Genomic DNA, 20,707 nt, shown 5'->3' on the forward strand with positions numbered 1-20,707 from the left:
GCCGGGTTGCTTTCGGCGTGGGCTCCGTTTCTGATCTGTGACGGAGCTTACCTCTCTCCATAGGAGGCAGCCACGCATGCAGCTCAACATCACCTTCCGTCAGTTCGGAGCGTCGGATTCCCTGAAGGAGTACGCCCGTGAAAAGGTCGAGCGGGTGAACCGACTGCTGGACCGGGCTGGTGAGGCCCACGTGGTGCTATCGTTGGAGCGGCACCTGCATCACGCGGACATCACCATCCACTCCGGCGCCTGGATCCTCCGGGGGCGTGAGAAGAGCGATGACATGTACGCGTCCATCGACCTGGCGATGGACAAGATCGAACGCCAGCTGCGCCGCTACCGCGACAAGCTCAAGTCGCACCACGGCAAGGAGAAGGTCCACCACCGCCAGGACCTGGTGAAGGTCCGCCACGACGTCTTCGAGCTCCACGAGCCGGAGCAGGCCGCCGAGGCCTCCGCCCCCGCCGCCCAGGCCGCGCCCGCCGCCGCCCCGGCGCCGGTGGCCGAGTCGGGCGTCGCCCGCCTGGTGCGCACCACGCACCTGGCCATCCAGTCGCTGTCCGTGGATGACGCGGTGATGCAGATGAACTTGATGAACAACGACTTCTACGTGTTCCAGAACCAGCAGTCCCAGGCGCTGTCCATCGTCTACCGCCGCAAGGAGGGTGGGTTCGGCCTCATCGAACCCCACCTGCCCGACGCGCCGGTGGCCGCCACCGGCACCTGACCGCCGTTCGGTTGAACCCAGGGACCGGGTCCGGGGCCTTTCCAGGCCCGGGGCCCGGGGCCCGGGCTGACGCGCAGTGAGCGAAGCGCCTGCCACCGCCCAGGCGACCCTTGCGCGAATCCAGTGTGAGGAGTAATTGCCGGCCGAGGAATCATTGCCGGCCCGGAGCGCCAGTGCGGGAGCGCCATTGAGAATCGCCGATTTCCTCAGCCCCCAGGCGGTCGTCGCGGACATGCAGTCCCGGACCAAACCCGAGGTGCTGCGCGAGCTGAGTGCCACGCTGGCCCGGGCGCATCCGAATCTGCGCGAGGACCGGCTGGTGGCGGTGCTCCAGGAACGCGAGAAGCTGGGCAGCACGGGGATTGGCGAAGGCGTGGCCATCCCGCACGGCAAGCTGGCGGGCATGGACAGCCTCCAGGCGGCCTTCTGCGTGTCGCGCACGGGGGTGGACTTCGAATCCATCGACGGCAAGCCCACGCACCTGTTCTTCGCGCTGGTGGCGCCGGAGAACAGCGCCGGGGTGCACCTGAAGGCGCTGGCGCGCATCTCGCGGCTCTTCAAGAACCCGCGCTTCCGGGCGGCCATCCTGGAGGCGCCCTCGGCCGCGGACATCCACGCCCTCATCGTCCAGGAAGACGCGCGGCCCTGAGGGCCTGACAGGAGACGCCCCGCATGGACGTCGTCCTGCGTCCCATCAACGACCGCTTCTTCCATGAGCAGGTGCTGCCCTTCTTCGCGCACGCCATGGGGGATGCCTCCGGCGCGCTGGAGGCGCTCGCCAACCACCTGGGGGACGCGCAGGCGTTCACGCTCTGCCAGCGGCTGGCCTCGTCGGCGCTGCCGGGGGGCGTGGGGTCGGTGGACTCGGACGGGTGGATGGACCTGGTGGACCGGCTGGTGTTCCAGCCCTGGCGCGAGTCGCCCGGCGGCTGGGAGGTGGGCGGGGCCCCCGGCGGCTACGCGGACGAGTGGGACGAGGCGCTGAACCTGGCGCTGATGGTGGAGGACCCGTCCTATCCCTACTGGGACGCGAAGGCGGCGCGCGTGGTGCGGGACAACTTCCGCCGCCGTCCCCCGGGCGAGCAGGGGCTGGCGTCGCTCCTGGCCGGGCAGTGGGACCCCTTCCCGGAGTTCCCGCCGGACCGCGTCTTCGTGACGCAGGGCCGGGGCGAGTACGCGCCCCGGGAGCGGTTCGCCTTCGCGGACTGGGCCTGGCGGCCGGCGAAGACGGTGCTGCACTGGCAGGTGAACCTGCCGCGCAAGCTGGAGCGGCTCCTGGCGCGTGAGCAGGAGCGCATGAAGCTGCCGGTGTTGCCGGAGCGCGACGAGGTGTTGGGCTACTGGACGGGGAAGCTGCCCCAGCCGCCGCCCCTGTCCGTGCTGTTCTCCGGCCTGGGCCCCAACGCCGCCACGTGGATCCGCGAGCTGGGCGCGCTCACGCTGCACCTGCGCACCGCCGCGCAGACGAAGCAGGGCCTGGCCGCGCTGGTGACGCGCGGGACCACCGTGCGGCTGTGAGCCGCGCGGGCCCTGCCGCAATGGCGCCCCGTCCCAATCCGTAGTGTCACGGGCACGCATGCCCGCCGTATGAGGCCCACCGAGGCCCCGGAGGAGTCCGCCCCATGTCCCCCTTCTCGCGATGCTTCTCCCGCGCGCTGCTGATCTCCACGGCCCTGCTGACGGGAGGCTGTGCCTCCTCGCGTGGCGCCGGGCAGACCGCCGCCGCATCCGGCGTGGACGCGGCCTACCCGGTGGGTCTCTCTTCGCTGACGGTGGAGGACGCCGCGCGCCACCGCTCGTTGAAGACGGTGGTCTGGTATCCGGCGGCGCCCGGCACGCGGATGGAGACGCAGCCGGCTTCGCCCATCTTCGCGCCCTTCCTCGCGGCGAAGGACGCGCCGGTGTCGGACGCACGGGGGCGCTGGCCGGTGGTGCTGCTGTCGCACGGCAGCGGGGGCACGGCCATCAACATGTCCTGGCTGGGCGCGCACCTGGCGGCGCACGGCTTCCTCGTCGTGTCGGTGAACCACCCGGGCAACACCTACGGGAACGACAGCCCGGAGGGGTACGCGCGCGGCTATGAGCGGCCCCGGGACTTCACGGCCGTGCTGGACCACCTGCTGAAGGATGCGAAGTGGGGCCCGCGCATGGACCCGGAGCGCATTGGCGCGGCGGGGCACTCCATGGGCGGCTACACGGCGCTGGCGCTGGTGGGCGCGCGCATGAACCTGGCGTGGATCGCCGAAGGCTGCACCGCGCCGGAGACCCGCGACCACGTGGGGTGCGAGGGCCTGCGGGACGTGGACTACAGCCGCATCGACATGACGGTCGCGCGCGCGTCGTACCAGGACCCGCGCGTGAAGGCGGCCTTCGCGATGGCGCCGGGCATGGCGGGCTCCTACGAGCCCCGGGACCTGGCGGACATCCAGAAGCCCGTGGAGCTGGTGCTCGCGAAGGGCGACGAGCTGATGCCGCACGCGCTCATGGGCATGAAGCTGGCGGGGCAGCTGCCCGCGGCGAGGACGGTGGTGCTCGACGACGCCGGGCACTTCAGCTTCCTGCCCGAGTGCAAGCCGCTGGGCTTCGAGGTCGCGCCGCCGCTGTGCCGGGACGAAGTCCCTGGGACGCGCGCGGCCACGCATGCGCGCACGCAGGCGGAGGCGGTGGCGTTCTTCCGTCGCACGCTGGACGTCCAGTGAGCAGACGTCTGGGCTGAGGTAGACGGCGCGTTCTGGATTTACTTGGTTCGCTGTTCCCGGCCATGCTCGGGGGCCATGTTCCGCCCCTGTCCCATGCTCCTCGTCTCCGCCGTGCTGCTGGCGGGCGGCTGTTCCTCGTCGAAGAAGGCGGAGGCGCCGCGCACGGACCACGCGTCGCTCTACGGGGAGGACGCGGCCTGGGCGGTGGGCGTCACGCAGTCGCTGACGTACGAGGACCCGGTCCGCCGCCGCACGCTGAAGCCGCTGGTCTGGTACCCGGTGGCGCCCGGCACGCCGATGGACAACCGCGCGCCGTCGGACGTGTTCAAGCCGTTCTACGGAGCGAAGGACGCACCGCTGTCGGACGCACGGGAGCGCTGGCCGGTGGTGCTGCTGTCGCACGGCAGCGGGGGCTCGGTGATGGACCTGTCCTGGTTCGGTTCGAACCTGGCGGCGCACGGCTTCGTCGTGGTGGGGCTGAACCATCCGGGCAACACCTTCGGCGACACGAGCCCGGAGGGCTTCGCGCGCGCCTACGAGCGCCCGCAGGACTTCACGGTCGTCCTGGACCACCTGCTGAAGGACCCGAAGTGGGGCCCGCGAGTGGATCCGGAGCGCATCGGCGCGGCGGGACACTCGATGGGCGGCTACACGGCGTTGGCGCTGGTGGGGCTGAACCTGAACCTGGAGTGGATTGAGAAGCGCTGCAAGACGCCAGGAACCCGCGAGGAGATTGGCTGCGAGGGCCTGCGAGACGTGGACTACAGCCGCATCGACATGAAGCGCGCGCGAGCGTCGTACCTGGATCCGCGGGTGAAGGCCGCGTTCGCGATGGCGCCGGGCATGGCCGCTTCGTTCGAAGCGCGGGACACCGCCGACATCCAGAAGCCGGTGGCGCTGGTGCTCGCGAAGGGAGATGAGCTGATGCCGCACGAAGGGCACGGCATGCACCTGGCAGGACTGCTGCCGGCCGCGACGACCGTGGTGCTCGAAGACGCCGGCCACTTCACGTTCCTGCCCGAGTGCTACCCGAAGGGCTTCGACGTCATCGCGATGCTGTGCCGGGACCCGGTGGCGGGGACGCGTCCGGCTTCGCATGCGCGCACGAACGCGGAAGGCGTGGCGTTCTTCCGCCGCACGCTCGACGTGCGCTGAGGCCTCAGGCCGGAGCGGCGGCCTTCGGCGGGCTCTCCAGGAGGATGGTGACCGGCCCGTCGTTCACGAGCGCGACCTTCATGTCCGCGGCGAAGATGCCCGTGCCCACGGTGAGGCCTCGCTGGCGCAGCGCTTCGCAGGCTCGCTCGTAGAGGGCCTTGGCCGCGACGGGCTCCATCGCGTCGATGAAGCTGGGCCGGCGGCCCTTGCGCGCGTCGCCGTAGAGGGTGAACTGGCTCACGACGATGAGGTGCTTGGAGGTGTCCTCCAGCGACAGGTTCATCTTGCCGTCGGCGTCCTCGAAGATGCGCAGCGTGGCCAGCTTCTCCACCATCCACGTGAGGTCCGCGTCGGTGTCGCCCTTGCCCACGCCCAGCAGCACGAGCAGGCCCGGACCCATCTCGCTCACGCGCTTGCCGTCCACCGTCACCGACGCTTCCAGTACGCGCTGCACCACGGCCTTCATGTGTTCGTCACCTCCGCCCCTGCTTCCTGCCAGGGACGCCCGGGGCCTTCAAGTCACCGTCCCTCGTGGCGCGGATCCATCGCGTCACGCAGCGCATCGCCCAGCAGGTTGAAGCCCAGCACCGTGACCGCCAGCGCGATGCCGGGAAACAGGGCCACGTGCGGTGCCACCAGCAGGTACTGCGTCCCCTGGTCCACCAGCGCGCCCCACGACGGTGTGCCCGGTGGGACGCCCAGCCCCAGGAAGCTCAGGGACGCCTCCGCGACGATGGCGCCCGGCAGCGCGAACGTCGCCTGCACGAGCAGCGGCCCCGCCGCGTTGGGCAACAGGTGCCGCACCAGGATGCGGCCCGGCCCGCTCCCCAGGGCCCGAGCCGCCTGCACATAGTCCCGTTCGCGCAGGGTCAGCACCTGTGCACGCGTCAGCCGCGCGTAGCCCGTCCACCCGGTGAACGACAACGCGAACACCACGTTGGCGAGGCTGGGCCCCAGCACCGCCGTGATGAACAGCGCCAGCAGGATGCCGGGGAACGCGAGCAGCACGTCCACCAGCCGCATCAGCGCTTCGTCCACCAGCCCGCCCGCGTAGCCCGCGATGCCGCCCAGCGTGATGCCCACCGCGGCGGACAGCACCACGGCGAAGAAGGACACCTCCAGCGACACGCGAGCGCCGTAGAGCACGTGCGTCAGGACATCAATGCCGTTCTCCCCCGTGCCCAGCAGGTGGCCCGGCGTCGGAGGCGACAGCTCGCGCGTGAGGTCGATGGCGTCCGGCGCATGCGGACTGAGCCACGGCGCGAACAGCGCGGTGAACACCCAGACGCACGCCACGGCGAGCCCGAACCGGGCACCCCACGAGTTCAGCCGGAAGCGGTGGGCCGCGCTCATGAGCGCCTCCGCACGCGCGGGTCGACCCATGCATACGTAAGGTCGGTGAGCGTGTTGACCAGCACGTAGCAGAACGTGAAGAGGAGCACCGTGGCGCGCACGGTGTTGTAGTCGCGCCTCTCGATGGCGGTGAGCAGCAGCGTGCCCATGCCCGGCCACGCGAACACCTTCTCCGTCACGATGGCGCCACCCAGCAGCGCGCCGAACTCCAACCCCAGCACGGTCACCAGCGGCAGCAGCGCGTTGCGGAACGCGTGCTTCCACAGCACCACTTGAGGGGACAGGCCCTTGGCCCGAGCCACCGTGACGTAGTCCTCACGCAGCGCTTCCAGCATCGTCGCGCGAGTCATCCGGGCGAGGAACGCGGCCAGCGCCGTGCCCAGCGTGAACGCGGGCAGCACCAGATGCCGCCACGACTCCGCGCCCGACACGGGCAGCCAGTCCAGCTTCAGCGCGAACAGGATGATCAGCACCGGCCCCAGCCAGAAGCGGGGCAGGGCGACTCCCGCCACGGACACGCCCATCGCCGCCGCGTCCACGGGTGTCCCTCGCCGGGCCGCCGCCATCACGCCCAGGGGCAGCGCCAGCACCAGGGACACGGCCATGGCCGCCACCGTGAGCAGCAGCGTGTACGGCAGCGCCGCGCCCAGGGCCGGCAGCACCTTGCGCTGGAACGGAGGCAGCGACGTGCGCAGCTCCCCGGTGGCCAGGTCCCGAGCGAACGTCCAGAGCTGCGCGTACCACGGCAGGTCCAACCCCACGGCCTGCCGCAGCGCCGCGCGGTCCACCTGCGTCGCCTGTTCCCCCAGCATCACGTCCACCGGGTCGCCCGGCACGAGGTGCAGGAACAGCGACACCAGCAACAGCGCCCCCACCATCGCGATGACCGCGGACACGAGCCTCCGGGTCATGGCGTCACCTCCCGCGCCTTCGCCAGCGGCAGCAGCAGGCCGTGCGCGCTGGGCTCGAAGTCCGCGAGCCGCGAGGACACCACCGCGACGCTCGCCTCGTGCCACAGCGGGATGACGGGCATGTCCGCGTCCAGCTCCCGCTGCGCCTCCGCGTAGAGCGTCTTGCGCTCCTCCCGCGACGCCTGCGTCGCCGCGTCCAGCACCCGGTCCAGCTTCGGATCCTTCAAGGCGCCCCGGTTGAACCCGCCCCAGTGGTTCTCCGGCCCGGGGATGTTCGCGGAATGGAACGCGCCCCGCAGCAGGTCCGGCTCCATCACGGCGGCCCACTTCAACGTGAACAACTCGAAGCGGCCCCGCCGCACGTCCTCGAAGAACGTCCCGAACTCCAGCGCCCGCACCTCCACCGCGATGCCGCCCTTCGCCAGCTGCTCCTTGAGCACCAGCGCCACCGCGCGCCGGAAGCGGTCCGTGCTCGTCTTGAACGTGAAGGACAGGCGCGGCCGTCCCCCGGGCCCGTCCGGATCCGGATACCCCGCCGCGTCCAGCAGCCGGGCCGCCTCCTCCGGCGCATAGCCGCACCCCTGCGTCTCGGTGAAGGCCCAGTGCTCGCGAGGCAGCATGCTGGACGCGGGCTCCGCCAGGCCGTGCAGCTTGTGCTCCACCAGCGGGCGCACGTCGATGAGGTGACACAGCGCCTGCCGCACGCGCACGTCCGCGAGCGGCCCCTCGCGCAGGTTGAGCCCCAGGTACGTGAAGCCCGTGCCCGGCTTCGTCTCCACCCGCAGGTGCGACGCTTTTCGCAGCGCGGGCAGCACCGCCGGGGACACGCCGTTCACCACCAGGTCCGCCCGCCCCTTGAGCAGCTCCAGCACCCGCGTCGTCTCGTCCCGCACCACGCGGAACGTCAGCCGCGACAGGGCGGGCTTTCCCCCGTGCCAGCCCTCGAAGGGGACCAGCGTCAGGTGCTCCTCGTCCGGCCACGACTCGAACCGGAACGGGCCCGCGCCCACCGGGTGCCCGGCTTGCGCCTCGATGCCTCCGGGCCCCGCGCGCTCCGAGGGCAGGATGGCCGCGGACAGCTCCGCGAGCAGCGGCGCATAGGGCCGCTTCAGGTGGAAGCGCACCGTGCGGGCGTCCACCACCTCCACCCGCTCCAGCGGCTCGTACCGCTCGCGCTTGGGGCTGCCCAGCTTCGGGTCGCGCAGGGCGTCGAAGCTGGCCTTCACGTCTTCAGCCGTCAGGGCGCTGCCGTCGTGGAAGGTGAGCCCCGGGCGCAGGATGAACTCCACCACCGTGGCGGAGACGTCACGGAAGGACTCCGCCAGCTGGGGCACCGGCCGGCTCGCGTCATCGAAGGTGATGAGCCCCGGACTGACGAGCTGCGCCAGCCGCTGTCCATGGGCCGTGAGGGCGAAGCGGTCATCCAGGCTGTCCGGTGGGGCCTCCAACAACACCGTGACGCCCGCGGGCGGCGCCGCTTCCCGGCAGCCGGCGGCCAGCGCCAGCGCGAGGAGGAACACCCGGAGGGCGCGGGAGGGCAGGGGAGGCATGGCGTCTGTCACGAGGTGGATGTCAGGCGGCACGTCCATGCTGCGACAGCCTTCTTCCTGTTTCCAGGAAGCAGGCAGGCGGGCAGGGTAGCGGCGGCCGTGGATCCTCCCCCCACCCTTGCCGCCCCTTTCGTCCCTTCTTCATAATGGAACGCGACTTCCCCGGAGCGTGCGTGCAGGCTTTTCGAACCAGACCCTTCTGGGCAGCGACCGCCATTGCCTTGTGGCTTCCCTCCGCCACACTGGCAGCGTCGCCGTCCGCAGAAAAAAAGGCTGAGCGTGAAGCGCTGAAGAACGCGCTCGTGCAGGTCATGCAGCGCACCGCGCTCAAGAGCAGCCGCGTCGGCGTGCACATGCAGAGCCTGGACGACGGCACCATCGTGTTCAGCCACAACGCGGACGAACTGCTCAACCCCGCCTCCAACGTGAAGCTCATCACGTCCTCGGCGGCGCTCGTCGCCCTGGGGCCGGAGTACCGCTACGAGACGGAGTTCCTCGTCGAGCCGGAGATGCCGGCCGACGGCAAGGTCAAGACGCTCTACGTGCGCGGCAAGGGTGACCCCACCATCACCACCGAGCGCCTCTACGGCATGACCTCCGAGCTGCTCCACGCGGGCCTCAAGGAGGTGCAGGACATCGTCGTGGACGACTCCTGGTTCGACGCCGAGCGCACGCCGCCCGGTTACGACCAGGAGGACTCCGACCGCGCGTACATGGCGCCCACCGGCGCGGTGAGCCTCAACTGGAACGCGGTCGCCGTCTACGTGCGCTCCGCTCCCGGCGGCAAGGCCGTGGTCGACATGGAGCCCCCCAGCGACTACTTCGTCGTGGACAGCTCCGTCACCAGCGGCCCCGGCCGCGCGCGCCGCGTGTCCGTGAAGTCCGACGCGTCCGGTGACAAGCAGAAGATCGTCGTCAAGGGCCAGGTCCCCGACGAGCGCGGCGCCGTCAGCGTCTGGAAGAAGATCGACAACCCGCCCATGTACTTCGGCGGGTCGCTCAAGCAGTTGCTCACCTCGCGTGGCGTGAAGGTGAAGGGCAAGGTGAAGCTGGGCCTGACGCCGTCGCGCGCGAAGGTCGTGCACGTGTCCCAGTCCGACACGTTCGACATCGTCCTCAAGCGCCTCAACAAGCTGTCCAGCAACTTCGTCGCGGAGACGCTGCTCAAGACGATGGGCGCGGAGCTGCGCGGACAGCCGGGCTCGTTCACCAAGGGCATCGACGTGGTGGAGGAGTTCCTGGACCGCGACGTGGGCATCCCGCGCGGCACCTACGTGATGAAGAACGGCAGCGGTCTCAACGACGCCAACCGCTTCTCCACCGCGCAGGTGGACCGGCTCCTGCGCCACATGTACGAGCGCTTCCCGCTGGCCCCGGAGTACCTGTCCTCGCTGGGCATCGCCGGCAAGGACGGCACGCTCAAGTACCGCTTCGACGGCACGGACGCCGTGGGCCGGCTGCGCGCCAAGACGGGCACCCTGGAGGGCGTCTCCGCGCTCAGCGGCTACGTGCAGTCCGCGGGCGGAGAGAAGTTCTCCTTCTCCATCATGGTCAATGACTACGCGGGCCGCGCCGGTCCCGTCGTCGCGGGCATGGACGCGCTGGGCGCCGCCGTGGCCGCCACCGGCTCCACGCTGGGGCCGGGCACCGCGCTGGCCTCCCTCAATGAAGACCAGAAGCCGCAGGGCGGACTGCCGGACATCGCCAACCGCGTGAAGACGTACCTGGAGCTGGGCAAGCAGCGCGACCAGCGCAACATCGGGTTCCTCCGCACCGCGTGGCGCAGCGAGCGCGACCCCGCCGTGCGCGCCGTGCTGGCGGAGAGCCTCTACCAGTCCAACCCGCACGACTACCTGGGCACCCGCACGCTGCTGGACAGCTACTCCGCCACGGACGAGGTCTACGGCCGCCTGCGCCAGGTGGCCCGCGCCCTGTCCGTGGGCGTGCCCGGTGTCAGCTCCATGGTGGAGCTCGCTTCCGGCGGAAACACGGAGGCCCTGGCCCGCGTGCTGGAGCTGTGCCGCGCGGCCGGCGTCGCCCAGGACCTCCAGGCCCAGGAGGAGCTGGTGGACGGCCTGGGTGAAGTGGCCCGCACCGCACCGGAGGAGCTGGTCACCACCCTGCGCACCGCCAGCCCCGCCGAGCGCGACGCGACCGTGACGCTCCTGGCCCAGGGCCTGGTGAAGACCGGGGACACCAACCACCCGTTCTGGAAGTCCCTGCGCAAGCTGGGCTCCGGCGGGACGGATCCGCAGCTCGTCGCCTTCGCCAAGGGCCTGGACTCCACGCTCACCACCAAGACGGCCGAGGCCCGCTCCTCCCAGCGCGCCCAGCCCGTCCAGGTGGTGGCGCCCGCGTCCGCCACGCCCAACGTCGTCCCTGCCTCCGGCATCCTCCGCCCGGGCGGGTAGGGCTCCTTCGCCGTGCCTCTTCCGCCCGGACGCGCGCCGTCCGGGCGGCCTGTCTCCTCCTCAAACCCAAGGCCCCGGAATCCCTGAGGCTTTCCGCCCGGAGAGCAGGCGGGCGTGCGTCCTGTCCGCCTCCGGCCGGTTTCTGGCCCGGGGAATGTCAGTGGTGGATGCTATGGGCTGAAGGACCTGTCGGGGCGTGTGGCCTCGCAGGGTGCACCTGACCCGTCGGTGGGTCAGGTATCGGGAGGAAACATGGCTGGAGGCGTGAACAAGGTCATTCTCATCGGCAACCTCGGGGCGGACCCCGAAGTGCGCTTCACCCCGGGCGGTCAGGCCGTGGCGAACTTCCGCATCGCGACGAGCGAGAGCTGGAACGACAAGAATGGCCAGAAGCAGGAGCGCACCGAGTGGCACCGCATCGTCGTCTGGGGAAAGCTCGCGGAGCTGTGCGGCGAGTACCTCAAGAAGGGACGGCAGTGCTTCGTCGAAGGCCGTCTGCAGACGCGCGAGTGGATGGATAAGGAGAACAAGAAGAACTACACCACCGAGGTCGTCGCCACCTCCGTCACCTTCCTCGGCGGCCGTGACGCCGGTGAGGGCTACAGCGGCGGCGCTGGCAATGGCGGCGGGCGCCGGCAGCAGCAGGGCACCGGCGGCGGCTACGGGCAGGGCCGTGACGACTACGGTCAGCCGCCTCCCATGGGCATGGACGACGCTGGCGCCATGGGCGGCAACCACGGCGGCGCGGACGACGACATCCCGTTCTAACGCCCGGGGGCCTCTCCCCTGAAAAGCGAACCGGCCGCTCCTGGAAGTCAGGGGCGGCCGGTCGTGTTTTCGGGCGCCGGGGCTTCAAGGCCCCGGCGCTGCTTCAAGCCGCCTTCAGCCGACGTCCAGGCCCGCCGGGCCGTACGCCGCGCCCGCAGTGTAGAGGGCGTAGATGGCGCCCCAGGACATGGCCAGCAGGATGAGGAAGATGAGGATGGAGATGGGCTCGAAGCGGCGCATGGAGCGGTCGCTCGCGAGGATGCCCCAGCCCATGCCGAAGGTCTGCAGGCCGTTGGCCAGGTGGTACGCGGTGCCCAGCGTGCCCAGCAGGTAAACCATCAGCGTGGGGCCGTGGAAGTGCATCTCCCGCGCGATATCCATGAAGGGCTCCGCGTGACCCTCCACCAGGCGCGGGTGCAGGAACGCCAGCCAGATGTGGGCGCCCAGGAACGCGAGCACGCCCAGTCCCGCCACGCGCTGCACGATGTACTTGAGGTTGCCGTAGTTGTTGTAGGCGAGGTTGTTCGGCTTCATCGTGAAGATGCGCACCAGCCCCCACGCCGTGTGGATGAGGAGCGGCAGCATGACGATGATGAACGTGAACGCCTGGGCGAACGGGTTCGCGTACTCCGTCACCGACTTTTCCCAGGCCGTCGCGCCGTAGAAGGCGGACAGGTTGTCCCACAGATGGTTGATGACCCAGATGCTCAGGGGCACCACGGCGAGGAACGACCCCAGCCGCGACTTCAAGAGGGGATTCCGGTCGGTGAGGGCTTCAGCGGTGGCTTGGGTGCTCATCGGGTCTCCAGCGGGGCGCGCGGATGGGTGGGGTGAAGACCCCCGCGAGCCCAAGTCAGGGCCTGGGTGCTACGGCCAACGGGCGGTTTATAGCCGTTCCGTCACGCAGGCTGGATTTCTTCCGCATCCGGCGCCTCCGGCCGCGCCAGCCGGGGAACACCGACTCATAAGCCCTGGCGATGCCAGCCCCCCGCCCTGACTGCTGGCCGCCAGGCAGGCGCCCCCGCCCCGTCCCTCTTCCGTTGGCGGGCGCGAGCGGGTGGGGCACGCTAACCAGCCCTATGCCTGATGAGCTTGTCAGTGGATTGTTGAAGGCGTCGGACCTGCGCCTGGTGCTGGCCACCACCGGGGACCTGTCCCGCCAGGCCCGCGCCACCCACCAGAGCATGCCGGCCTCCGCCGCGCTCCTGTCCCAGGGCCTCACCGCCGCCGCCCTCATGGGCTCGCTCCGGAAGGGCACGGACTCCCGGATCAACCTGCAACTGGAGTGCGACGGCCCCCTGCGCGGCCTCTTCGTGGACGGCGACGCCAACGGTGTCGTGCGCGGCTACGTGAAGAACACGCTGGTGGAGTACACCGGTTCGGAGGGGCGCTATCACTGGCGCCCGGTGCTGGGGAACCAGGGCTTCCTGTCCGTGCTGCGCGACCAGGGCGGCGGGGAGTACTACCGCTCGTCCGTGGAGCTGGAGCACTTCGACCTGGTGGCGGACCTGGAGCGCTACTTCCACCAGTCGGATCAGGTGCCCTCGCACCTGCTCATGGCGCAGCTGCCCTCGCTGGTGGACGGCCAGGAGGATCCGCTCGGCACCGTGGTGGGCCTCCTGGTGCAGCCCCTGCCAGACGGGGACCGGGAGGCCTTCAAGGCGCTGGGCACCCGGCTCAAGGCGCAGTTCCAGGCGGCCGTGCAGGCGCACGCGCAGGACGGGGCGGCGACGCTGCTGCGCTCGCTGGTGCCGGAGGCGGACCTGGAGATCATGTCCCGCTATCCGCTGCGCTTCACCTGCTCCTGCAGCCGAGACCGCGTGAAGCTCGCGCTCCTGGCCATGGGCCGCGAGGAGCTGAAGGACCTGCTGGAGAAGGAAGGCCAGGCGGAGGCCACCTGCCAGTTCTGCACGACGCGCTATGTCATCCCCGGCGCGGAGATCCAGCAGATGCTCACGGAGGGCACGGCCTGAGTCCGCCGCGCTGAAGACAGACATCCCGGTTCCCCGGCCTGGGCGGCGCGATGATTCAGCGCTGCACATCCTCAGGGGAGCGGGCACGGCGGTTGTGGCGGGGTCGCGGTGCTCGGGATATGACAGGGCCGCACCTCACCCGGAGCTTTCGCCGTGGCCATCAAGCGGGCAGCGCCGCCGAAGTCCCAGGACCAGCGCAACCCTTCCCCGAAGTCCTCCGTGCCCTCCGCCACCCAGAAGGATGGGGCGGAGAAGCTCGTCTCCATTCCCAATGACATGGTGCTGGCGCCCCAGGTGGAGGCCCCGCGCCAACCCACCGGCCGCGACCAGTCCCGGCACAAGTCCACGGGCGTGGTGGAGCTGTCGTGGGCGGAGTTCGACCGGAAGGTGCAGCAGCTGGCGCGCACCATCCGTCAGGCCTGGGAGCCACAGGCGGTGGTGGGCGTGGCCCACGGCGGCGTGTTCGTGGGCGGGGCGCTCGCGGGCGCGCTCGGCTGCGAGTTCTTCCCCGTGCGCATCAGCCGCCGCAGCCGCGACAAGGCCGAGCGCACCCAGGAGCGCGGCCAGCCGCAGGTGAGCGGGGAGATGCCCACGGAGCTCAAGGGCCGCCGCGTGCTCATCGTGGATGACATCGCGTCCAGCGGCGACACGCTGGAGCTGGCCACCACGCTCGCGAAGAAGGTGGGCGCGAAGGAGATCCGCACCGCGTGCCTCATCGCGCGGCCGGAGGGCTTCACGCCGGACCACGTGGGGCTGTCCACGGACTCGCTCTTCGTCTTCCCGTGGGACTACCAGCCGGTGATGGGCGACGCGCACCTCGACGACGACCCGGACAAGGCTGGAGCCTGAGGCCCGCGCGAAGGGCGCTGACGCGGCGATGATCATCGGGACGGCGGGGCACATCGACCACGGCAAGACGTCCCTCGTGAAGGCGCTGACGGGCACCGACACCGACCGGCTCCCGGAGGAGAAGCGGCGGGGCATCACCCTGGAGCTGGGCTTCGCCCACCTGCCGCTCCCCGGCGGACAGGTGGCGGGCGTGGTGGACGTGCCCGGCCATGAGCGCTTCGTGAAGGCCATGGCCGCGGGCGCGGGCGGCGTGGACCTGGCCGTGCTGGTGGTGGCGGCGGACGAAGGCGTCATGCCCCAGACGCGCGAGCACCTGGACATCTGCCGCCTGCTGGGCGTGAAGGCGGGCGTCGTCGCGCTCACCAAGGCGGACCTGCTGGAGGGCCTGGGCGAGGACTGGCGCGCGCTGGTGGAGGCGGACCTGGTCGCGCTCACCACCGGCACCTTCCTGGAGGGCGCGCCCGTGGTGCCGGTGTCCTCGCGCACGGGCGCGGGACTGCCCGAGCTGAAGGCGGCGCTCGCCCGCGCGGCGGCCACGCTGCCCAGGCGCCCCGCGGAGGGGCCCGCGTTCCTGCCCGTGGACCGGGCCTTCACCATCAAGGGCTTCGGCACGGTGGTGACGGGCACGCTGTTGTCCGGCGCGCTGGCGGTGGACGACGCGGTGGCGCTGCTTCCTGCCGTGGCCGGCGCGCGTCCGGGCCCCTTTCGCGTCCGGGGCGTGCAGGTGCATGGCCAGCCGGTGACGCGCGTGGAGGCGGGACAGCGCGCGGCGGTGAACGTGGCGGACGTGCAGACGGAGGACGTGCACCGGGGCATGGTGCTCACGCGCTCGGGCGAGCTGCCGGAGACGTCCATGCTGGACGTGGAGCTGACGCTGCTGCCCGCCGCGGAGGCGCCGCTGCCCAAGCGCCGCAAGCTGCTGTTGCACCTGGGCACCGCGCAGGTGGAGGCCACGGTGGCGCTGCTGGATTTGGACTCGCTTCCTCCGGGGGAGACGGGGCTCGCGCAGCTGCGGCTGGAGTCGCCGGTGGGCGCGCTCGTGGGCCAGCGCTTCATCCTGCGCGGCTCGCGCGCGCTGCCGGGGCGGGGCGCCACGGTGGCCGGAGGGCGCGTGCTCTCCATCACGCCGCCGCGCCGGCGCCGGGGCGCGTCCACGGTGGTGCGGCCGCTGTTGGAGGCGGACGCGGCCGGGCAGGTGGCGTGGCTCCTCAAGCAGGCGGGCTACGCGGGGCTCACGCAGACGGAGCTGTTCGGCCGCTCGGGGCTCTCTCCCAAGGTGCTCGCGCGCACGCTGGAGCTTTCGGGCGCGAAGGGGCAGGTGCTGCTGGTGGACCGCGACCGGCGGCTCTACGTGGCGCAGGACGTGTTCGAGGGCCTGCGTCAGCGCTCGCTCGCGCTGCTCGCCGCGTTCCACGAGCGTGAGCCCATGCGCGAGGGCCTGTCCCGGGAGGAGCTCCGTCAGCGGCTCTCCGCCCAGCTGGACGGGCGCCTGTTCCAGCGCGTGGTGCAGGCGCTGGTGGACTCAGGCCATGTGGAGGCGGAGAAGGACCTGGTGCGCCTGCAGGGCCGGGGCCGTACGCTGACGCTGGGCGACGAGGCCGCGCGCACGCGTCTGGCCGCGGAGCTGTCCGCGGCGGGGCTCGCGCCGCCCACCGTCACGGAGCTGTCGCAGAAGCTGGGGCTGGTTCCCGCGAAGCTCCAGGAGCTGCTGAAGGTGCTGGTGTCGGCGGGCACGGGCGTGCGGGTGAGCGAGGAGCTGTGTTTCGACGCGCGCGCGCTGGAGGAGCTGCGGGGACGGCTGGTGGCGTACCTGAAGGAGCACCGGGAGATTTCCACGCAGGGCTTCAAGGAACTGGTGGGCCAGAGCCGCAAGTTCACCATCCCCCTGTCGGAGTACTTCGACCGGGAGAAGGTGACGCTGCGGGTGGGGGACAAACGGGTGTTGCGTCGCGGATGAGTGCCAAGGCCTACAGCGAACAGGAACTGCGTACCCTGGTGGATGCCTTCACCCAGCCCGTGCTGGTGGTGGATGGCGGTGGGATCGTCTCCGTGGCCAATGCCGGGTACGCGCGGCTGTTGGGCCTGCCCGTGGAGCAGGTGGAGGGCCGCTCCTTCCTGGACTTCGTCCAGCCGGAGGACCGCAGCCGGATGGCGGACCGCTTCCAGCGGGTGGCCACCGGCGCGCCGCTGGACGGGCGTCCCCAGCTCTACAAAATCTTCAGCGTCCAGGGCGCCACGGGCGAGCTGTACGTCCAGGCCAACCCCCTGCGGCTGGAGGGCGGGCGCTTCGCGCTCCTGCTCAGCTGCATGGTGAGGGCGGAGCGCCCCCGGGAGCTCGTGGTGGCGGAGCGGCTGGTGGACACGTCCGCGGGGCTGGTGTCCGCGCGCTCGGAGGAGGGCGTGCGGCGCGTGGCCCTGGCCGGCCTGGAGGACGCGGGCTTCCGGGCGCGGCTCTTGCGCTGGGAGGGCACGCGGTGGCTGGCGCGCGACGGCGTGTCCCTGCCGGCGGACACGCACCTGGCGCTGGAGGCGCTGTCGGACGGGCGGCCTGTCTTCGGCGGCGCGGACCAGGCGCAGCCCACGCACGCGTACCTGCCGGTGGGCGGGCCCCAGTCGGAGGTGCTCTGGGTCGCGGGTCCGTGGGTGGCGCCCCGGCACGGCTCGGTGCTGACGCTGTTCGCGAAGGTGGTGGGCGCGGCGCTCGCGGACGCGCACCTCCAGGCGGACGGCGCGCGCAGCCGCTGGGAGGTGGAGGCCGTGGCGGAGATGGCGCGCTTCGTGGCGCAGCCCGTGCCCCCGCCGCCGGAGACGTTCCTCGCGCGCGTGGCGGAGCTGCTCCAGGCCCGCGCGGTGGCGCTGCACGTCACCTCCGGGCAGGGGCAGGGCGAGGCCCCCCGGCTCGCCGCCCACGTGGGGCTGGAGGAGGGGAGTGACCGGGCCACCGGCGTGCTGCTGGCCGCGTCCCTGCGGGAGGACGGGGGCGTGCTGTCGTCGGAGTCGCAGGGGCGCGCGCTGGAGGCGCTGTCCCAGGGCCGCTTCGGCAGCGGGACGGCGGCGCGGCTCACCCGGGGCGGGGAGTGCGTGGGCGTGGTGCAGGCGCTGCGCGCGAAGGAGCGGCCTTTCGATGAACGCGACGCGCGGCTCCTGGCCACGCTCGCGGAGCTCCTGGTGACGCTGTTGGAGCAGCGCCGCCTGCGCGCGGAGTCCGCCCGCCAGCTCACGGAGACGCGCCTGCTTCTGGACCTGGCGCGCACCACGTCCGGCGTGCTGGAGACGGCCAGCATCCTGGACGTCGCGTCCGACTTCCTGGTGCACCTGCTGGACGTGTCCAACTGCTTCATCCTCCTCTACGACGAACAGGCCAAGGTGCTGCGGGGCGCGGCGGCGTCCGCGGCCCACCGCGACCTGTTCCGCACGGTGGTGGTGCCGCTGGACAGCGACGACCTGGCCGCGCGCGTGGCCCTGGAGCGCAAGCCCATCGCCGTGGAGGACCTGACGTCCGCGAGCACGTCCGTCAGCGCGGTGCTCATCGACCGGCTGGGGGAGAAGGCCCTGCTGGGCCTGCCGCTCACGTCGCGCGAGGAGCTCATCGGTGTGGTGCTGGTGGACGACGTGCGCGGCCCGCGCCCCTTCGGCCCGGAGCTGATTGACCTGGCGGAGGCGACGTGCGGCCAGCTGGCGCTGTCCATCGCCAACGCGCGCCTCTACGAATCCCTGTGGGCCAGCTACGCGGAGCTGGCCGCGACCCGCGCGGAGATGGTGAAGCGCGAGCGCTTCGCCGCGCTGGGTGAGCTTTCCGCCATCGTCGCCCACGAGGTGCGCAACCCCCTGGGCGTCATCTTCAACGCGGTGGCCACGCTCCGGCGCATCATGAAGCCCGGCGGCGACACGGCCATGCTGCTGGACATCGTCGCGGAGGAGAGTGACCGCCTCAACCGCATGGTGTCGGACCTCCTGGACTTCACCCGCCCGCGCAACCCGGTGCTCCAGCCGGAGGACCTCTTGCGCGTGCTCCAGGACGCCTTCGACGCCGCGCGGGCGCAGGCCGCCACGGAGCGCCCGGTGCACGTCTCCGTGGAGGTGGAGCCCGGCCTCACCGCGGTGCCCATGGACCGGCGGCAGATCCGCCAGGCCCTCTTCAACGTGGCCGTCAACGCCATCCAGGCCATGCCCCAGGGGGGCGAGGTCCGGGTGCGCGCGCGCCGGGACACTCACGGCGGCCGCGAGCAGCTGAGAATCGACGTGGTGGACGGCGGGCCGGGCATCCCGGCGGAGCTGCTCCACCGCGTCTTCGAACCCTTCTTCACCACCAAGGCCCAGGGCACCGGCCTGGGGCTGGCGGTGGTGAAGCGCATCCTGGAGGAGCACCGCGGCGAAATCGCCGTGGAGAGCGCCCCCGGACGCGGAACCACCTTCACCTTCTGGCTGCCGCTCACGCAGCCCCAGTCCCTCTCATGACCGACGCGACCACTCCGGTTCCCCGAGGACGCATCCTCGTGGTGGACGACCAGCGCAACATGCGCGCCACCACCGCGCTGCTCCTGCACTCGTTTGGCTACACCGTCTCCGAGGCCGCCACCGGCGAGGAGGCCCTGGGCGTGCTCTCCCAGGAGCGCGTGGACCTGCTCCTCACGGACCTGAAGATGGAGCCCATGGACGGGCTCACGCTGCTCAAGCGCGCGCTGGAGGTGGCCCCGCGCCTCCAGGTCATCATGATGACGGCCTTCGGCTCCATCGACAGCGCGGTGGAGGCCATGCGCCTGGGGGCCTACGACTACGTCACCAAGCCCTTCAAGGACGGGGAGCTGCGCTACCGCGTGGAGCGCGCCCTGGAGCGCGCCCGGCTCCAGGCGGCGGTGGACAACCTCACCTCGGAGTTCAACGAGCGCCACGGCCTGTCCGCGCTCGTGGGCCGCAGCCAGGCCATGCGCGAGCTCACCACGCGCCTGCTGCGCGTGGCCCAGAGCGACGCCACCGTCCTCATCCAGGGCGAGAGCGGCACGGGCAAGGAGCTGGTGGCCCGCGCCCTCCACGCGCACAGCCGCCGCAGCAAGCAGGCCTTCGTGCCCGTCAACTGCGCGGCCATCAGCGAGTCGCTGCTGGAGAGCGAGCTCTTCGGCCACGCCAAGGGCGCCTTCACCGGCGCGGTGAAGGCGCGCCGCGGCCTCTTCGAGGAGGCGGACAACGGCACGCTCTTCATCGACGAGGTGACGGAGACGAGCCCCACCTTCCAGTCCAAGCTCCTGCGCACGCTCCAGGACGGCGAGGTGCGCCGCGTGGGCGAGTCCACCGCGCTGCGCGTGGACGTGCGCATCGCCGCGGCCACCAACCGCGACATCGAGCTGGAGGTGAAGGAGAAGCGCTTCCGCCAGGACCTCTACTACCGCCTCAACGTGGTGCTCCTGCGCGTGCCCCCGCTGCGCGAGCGCATGGAGGACGTGCCCGCGCTGGCGGAGCACTTCCTGGCGCGCGCCAACGCCCGCAGCCCCCGGCCCCGGCGCCTGTCCGCCGCCGCCGTGGAGCACCTGATGACGTACGACTTCCCCGGCAACGTGCGTGAGCTGGAGAACCTGGTGGAGCAGGCCGCCGCGCTCGCGGAAGGCGACGAGCTGCTCGCCGAGGACTTCCCGCTGCGCCCCCAGAACCGCGTGCTGCCTGGCGCCGCTCCGGCCGAAGCCACCACCGCGGGCCTGCCCCCCACCGACGTCGCGCGCCCCGCCAGCGCGGAGACCACCGGGCCCACGCTGGCGGACGTGGTGGAGGACGCGGAGCGCCGGGCCATCGTCCAGGCCCTGGAGCGCCACGGCGTGGACCTGGCCCGCGTGGCGGACGAGCTGGGCGTCTCCTCCACCACGCTGTGGCGGAAGATGAAGCGCCTCAACCTCCGGCCTCCCACGGGCGCCCGCGAATAGCCTCTCAGCGAACTCGCACCCGCCTCCCGGTGCGAGTTCAGATCCGCAATCACCCCCGTTCAGGGATGAAAAAACCAACCTCCTGAATTCGTTGGGTGTTTTCATCCCTGAAACGCGATTTCAGGGCTGCAATGCGGAAGGGCGGGGGTGGGAGTGTCGTCCGGCCGTCTAAACCCTTGAGAACTCTCGATTTCGGTCTCTCGCGAGCGCTGGCATGGCACCTGCTAAAGGTTAGCCCGGGACGCATCGAAGCGAGGCTGAAAGTGGTTCCCCCCCACCCTTTCAGCACTTCCGGTGCGTTACCTTGAGAAGACCCGCGGCCCGACACCCTCACGGGTGCCGGGCCGCCTTCTTTTTGCGCTCCCGCATCGTCCGCCCCGTCGCCCACGCCCGCATGAC

17 protein-coding genes are annotated in these 20,707 nt (G+C 71.4%); 12 read left to right on the forward strand and 5 right to left on the reverse strand.

The features are described from left to right. Window positions 1-76: 76 nt before the first annotated feature. The 5 genes from hpf (at window position 77) to D7X96_RS10850 (ending at window position 4,581) form a co-directional block, all read left to right on the forward strand. On the forward strand, window positions 77-727 hold the full coding sequence (gene hpf, locus D7X96_RS10830; RefSeq protein WP_121723753.1) for a ribosome hibernation-promoting factor, HPF/YfiA family: 651 nt from the start codon (window positions 77-79) through the stop codon (window positions 725-727). A 187-nt stretch (window positions 728-914) separates the two neighbouring features. Further along, window positions 915-1,376, forward strand: coding sequence for a PTS sugar transporter subunit IIA (locus tag D7X96_RS10835; protein ID WP_120550750.1), 462 nt, complete (start codon window positions 915-917; stop codon window positions 1,374-1,376). Window positions 1,377-1,399: 23 nt separating this feature from the next. Further along, window positions 1,400-2,245, forward strand: a complete 846-nt coding sequence (locus D7X96_RS10840) for a hypothetical protein (RefSeq protein ID WP_121769660.1) — start codon at window positions 1,400-1,402, stop codon at window positions 2,243-2,245. Between the two features lie 104 nt (window positions 2,246-2,349). Beyond that, entirely contained in the window at window positions 2,350-3,426 is a 1,077-nt protein-coding gene (locus D7X96_RS10845) for an alpha/beta hydrolase family protein (RefSeq protein WP_121769661.1), read from the forward strand. Between the two features lie 75 nt (window positions 3,427-3,501). Further along, window positions 3,502-4,581, forward strand: a complete 1,080-nt coding sequence (locus D7X96_RS10850; protein WP_120550747.1) for an alpha/beta hydrolase family protein — start codon at window positions 3,502-3,504, stop codon at window positions 4,579-4,581. A 4-nt stretch (window positions 4,582-4,585) separates the two neighbouring features. Here the strand turns inward: D7X96_RS10850 and dtd are convergent, their stop codons facing one another. Genes dtd through D7X96_RS10870 form a run of 4 tightly spaced genes read right to left on the reverse strand, consistent with a single transcriptional unit; the run spans window position 4,586 to window position 8,434 of the window. Beyond that, window positions 4,586-5,047 carry a D-aminoacyl-tRNA deacylase gene (dtd, locus tag D7X96_RS10855; RefSeq protein ID WP_120550746.1) on the reverse strand — a complete coding sequence of 154 codons (462 nt, stop codon included), beginning with the start codon at window positions 5,045-5,047 and terminating at the stop codon, window positions 4,586-4,588. A gap of 53 nt (window positions 5,048-5,100) precedes the next feature. Continuing rightward, the gene (locus D7X96_RS10860) at window positions 5,101-5,934 is read right to left on the reverse strand and encodes an ABC transporter permease (protein ID WP_120550745.1); all 834 of its coding nucleotides are present in this window, start codon (window positions 5,932-5,934) and stop codon (window positions 5,101-5,103) included. Continuing rightward, window positions 5,931-6,845, reverse strand: a complete 915-nt coding sequence (locus tag D7X96_RS10865) for an ABC transporter permease (protein ID WP_120550744.1) — start codon at window positions 6,843-6,845, stop codon at window positions 5,931-5,933. The genes D7X96_RS10860 and D7X96_RS10865 overlap by 4 nt, the downstream gene beginning before the upstream one ends. Next, the gene (locus D7X96_RS10870; protein ID WP_121723749.1) at window positions 6,842-8,434 is read right to left on the reverse strand and encodes an ABC transporter substrate-binding protein; all 1,593 of its coding nucleotides are present in this window, start codon (window positions 8,432-8,434) and stop codon (window positions 6,842-6,844) included. Before D7X96_RS10870 ends, D7X96_RS10865 begins: the two co-directional genes overlap by 4 nt. A 134-nt stretch (window positions 8,435-8,568) precedes the next feature. Between D7X96_RS10870 and dacB the strand changes: the two genes are divergently transcribed. After that, window positions 8,569-10,806, forward strand: a complete 2,238-nt coding sequence (gene dacB / locus D7X96_RS10875; RefSeq protein WP_370450111.1) for a D-alanyl-D-alanine carboxypeptidase/D-alanyl-D-alanine endopeptidase — start codon at window positions 8,569-8,571, stop codon at window positions 10,804-10,806. Between the two features lie 252 nt (window positions 10,807-11,058). Next, window positions 11,059-11,574, forward strand: coding sequence for a single-stranded DNA-binding protein (locus tag D7X96_RS10880; RefSeq protein ID WP_120550741.1), 516 nt, complete (start codon window positions 11,059-11,061; stop codon window positions 11,572-11,574). Between the two features lie 114 nt (window positions 11,575-11,688). Here D7X96_RS10880 and D7X96_RS10885 read toward each other — a convergent pair whose 3' ends face one another. Next, complete coding sequence (locus D7X96_RS10885; protein ID WP_120550740.1) at window positions 11,689-12,372, reverse strand: succinate dehydrogenase/fumarate reductase transmembrane subunit; 684 nt, start codon at window positions 12,370-12,372, stop codon at window positions 11,689-11,691. Between the two features lie 281 nt (window positions 12,373-12,653). On the opposite strand from D7X96_RS10885, the gene D7X96_RS10890 reads away from it, so the two are divergent. The 5 genes from D7X96_RS10890 (at window position 12,654) to D7X96_RS10910 (ending at window position 20,308) form a co-directional block, all read left to right on the forward strand. Further along, window positions 12,654-13,547 carry an Hsp33 family molecular chaperone HslO gene (locus D7X96_RS10890; RefSeq protein WP_120550739.1) on the forward strand — a complete coding sequence of 298 codons (894 nt, stop codon included), beginning with the start codon at window positions 12,654-12,656 and terminating at the stop codon, window positions 13,545-13,547. Window positions 13,548-13,700: 153 nt separating this feature from the next. After that, on the forward strand, window positions 13,701-14,396 hold the full coding sequence (locus D7X96_RS10895) for a phosphoribosyltransferase (RefSeq protein WP_120550738.1): 696 nt from the start codon (window positions 13,701-13,703) through the stop codon (window positions 14,394-14,396). Between the two features lie 28 nt (window positions 14,397-14,424). Continuing rightward, window positions 14,425-16,353 carry a selenocysteine-specific translation elongation factor gene (gene selB / locus D7X96_RS10900; RefSeq protein WP_121769663.1) on the forward strand — a complete coding sequence of 643 codons (1,929 nt, stop codon included), beginning with the start codon at window positions 14,425-14,427 and terminating at the stop codon, window positions 16,351-16,353. Beyond that, entirely contained in the window at window positions 16,350-18,854 is a 2,505-nt protein-coding gene (locus tag D7X96_RS10905; RefSeq protein ID WP_121769664.1) for an ATP-binding protein, read from the forward strand. Before selB ends, D7X96_RS10905 begins: the two co-directional genes overlap by 4 nt. Then, window positions 18,851-20,308 (forward strand): sigma-54-dependent transcriptional regulator, encoded by a 1,458-nt coding sequence (locus D7X96_RS10910; RefSeq protein ID WP_120550735.1) that lies wholly within the window; start codon window positions 18,851-18,853, stop codon window positions 20,306-20,308. Before D7X96_RS10905 ends, D7X96_RS10910 begins: the two co-directional genes overlap by 4 nt. Window positions 20,309-20,707: the final 399 nt, after the last annotated feature.

It is taken from the genome of Corallococcus interemptor (assembly GCF_003668875.1).
In the GTDB taxonomy this organism is placed as follows: domain Bacteria; phylum Myxococcota; class Myxococcia; order Myxococcales; family Myxococcaceae; genus Corallococcus; species Corallococcus interemptor.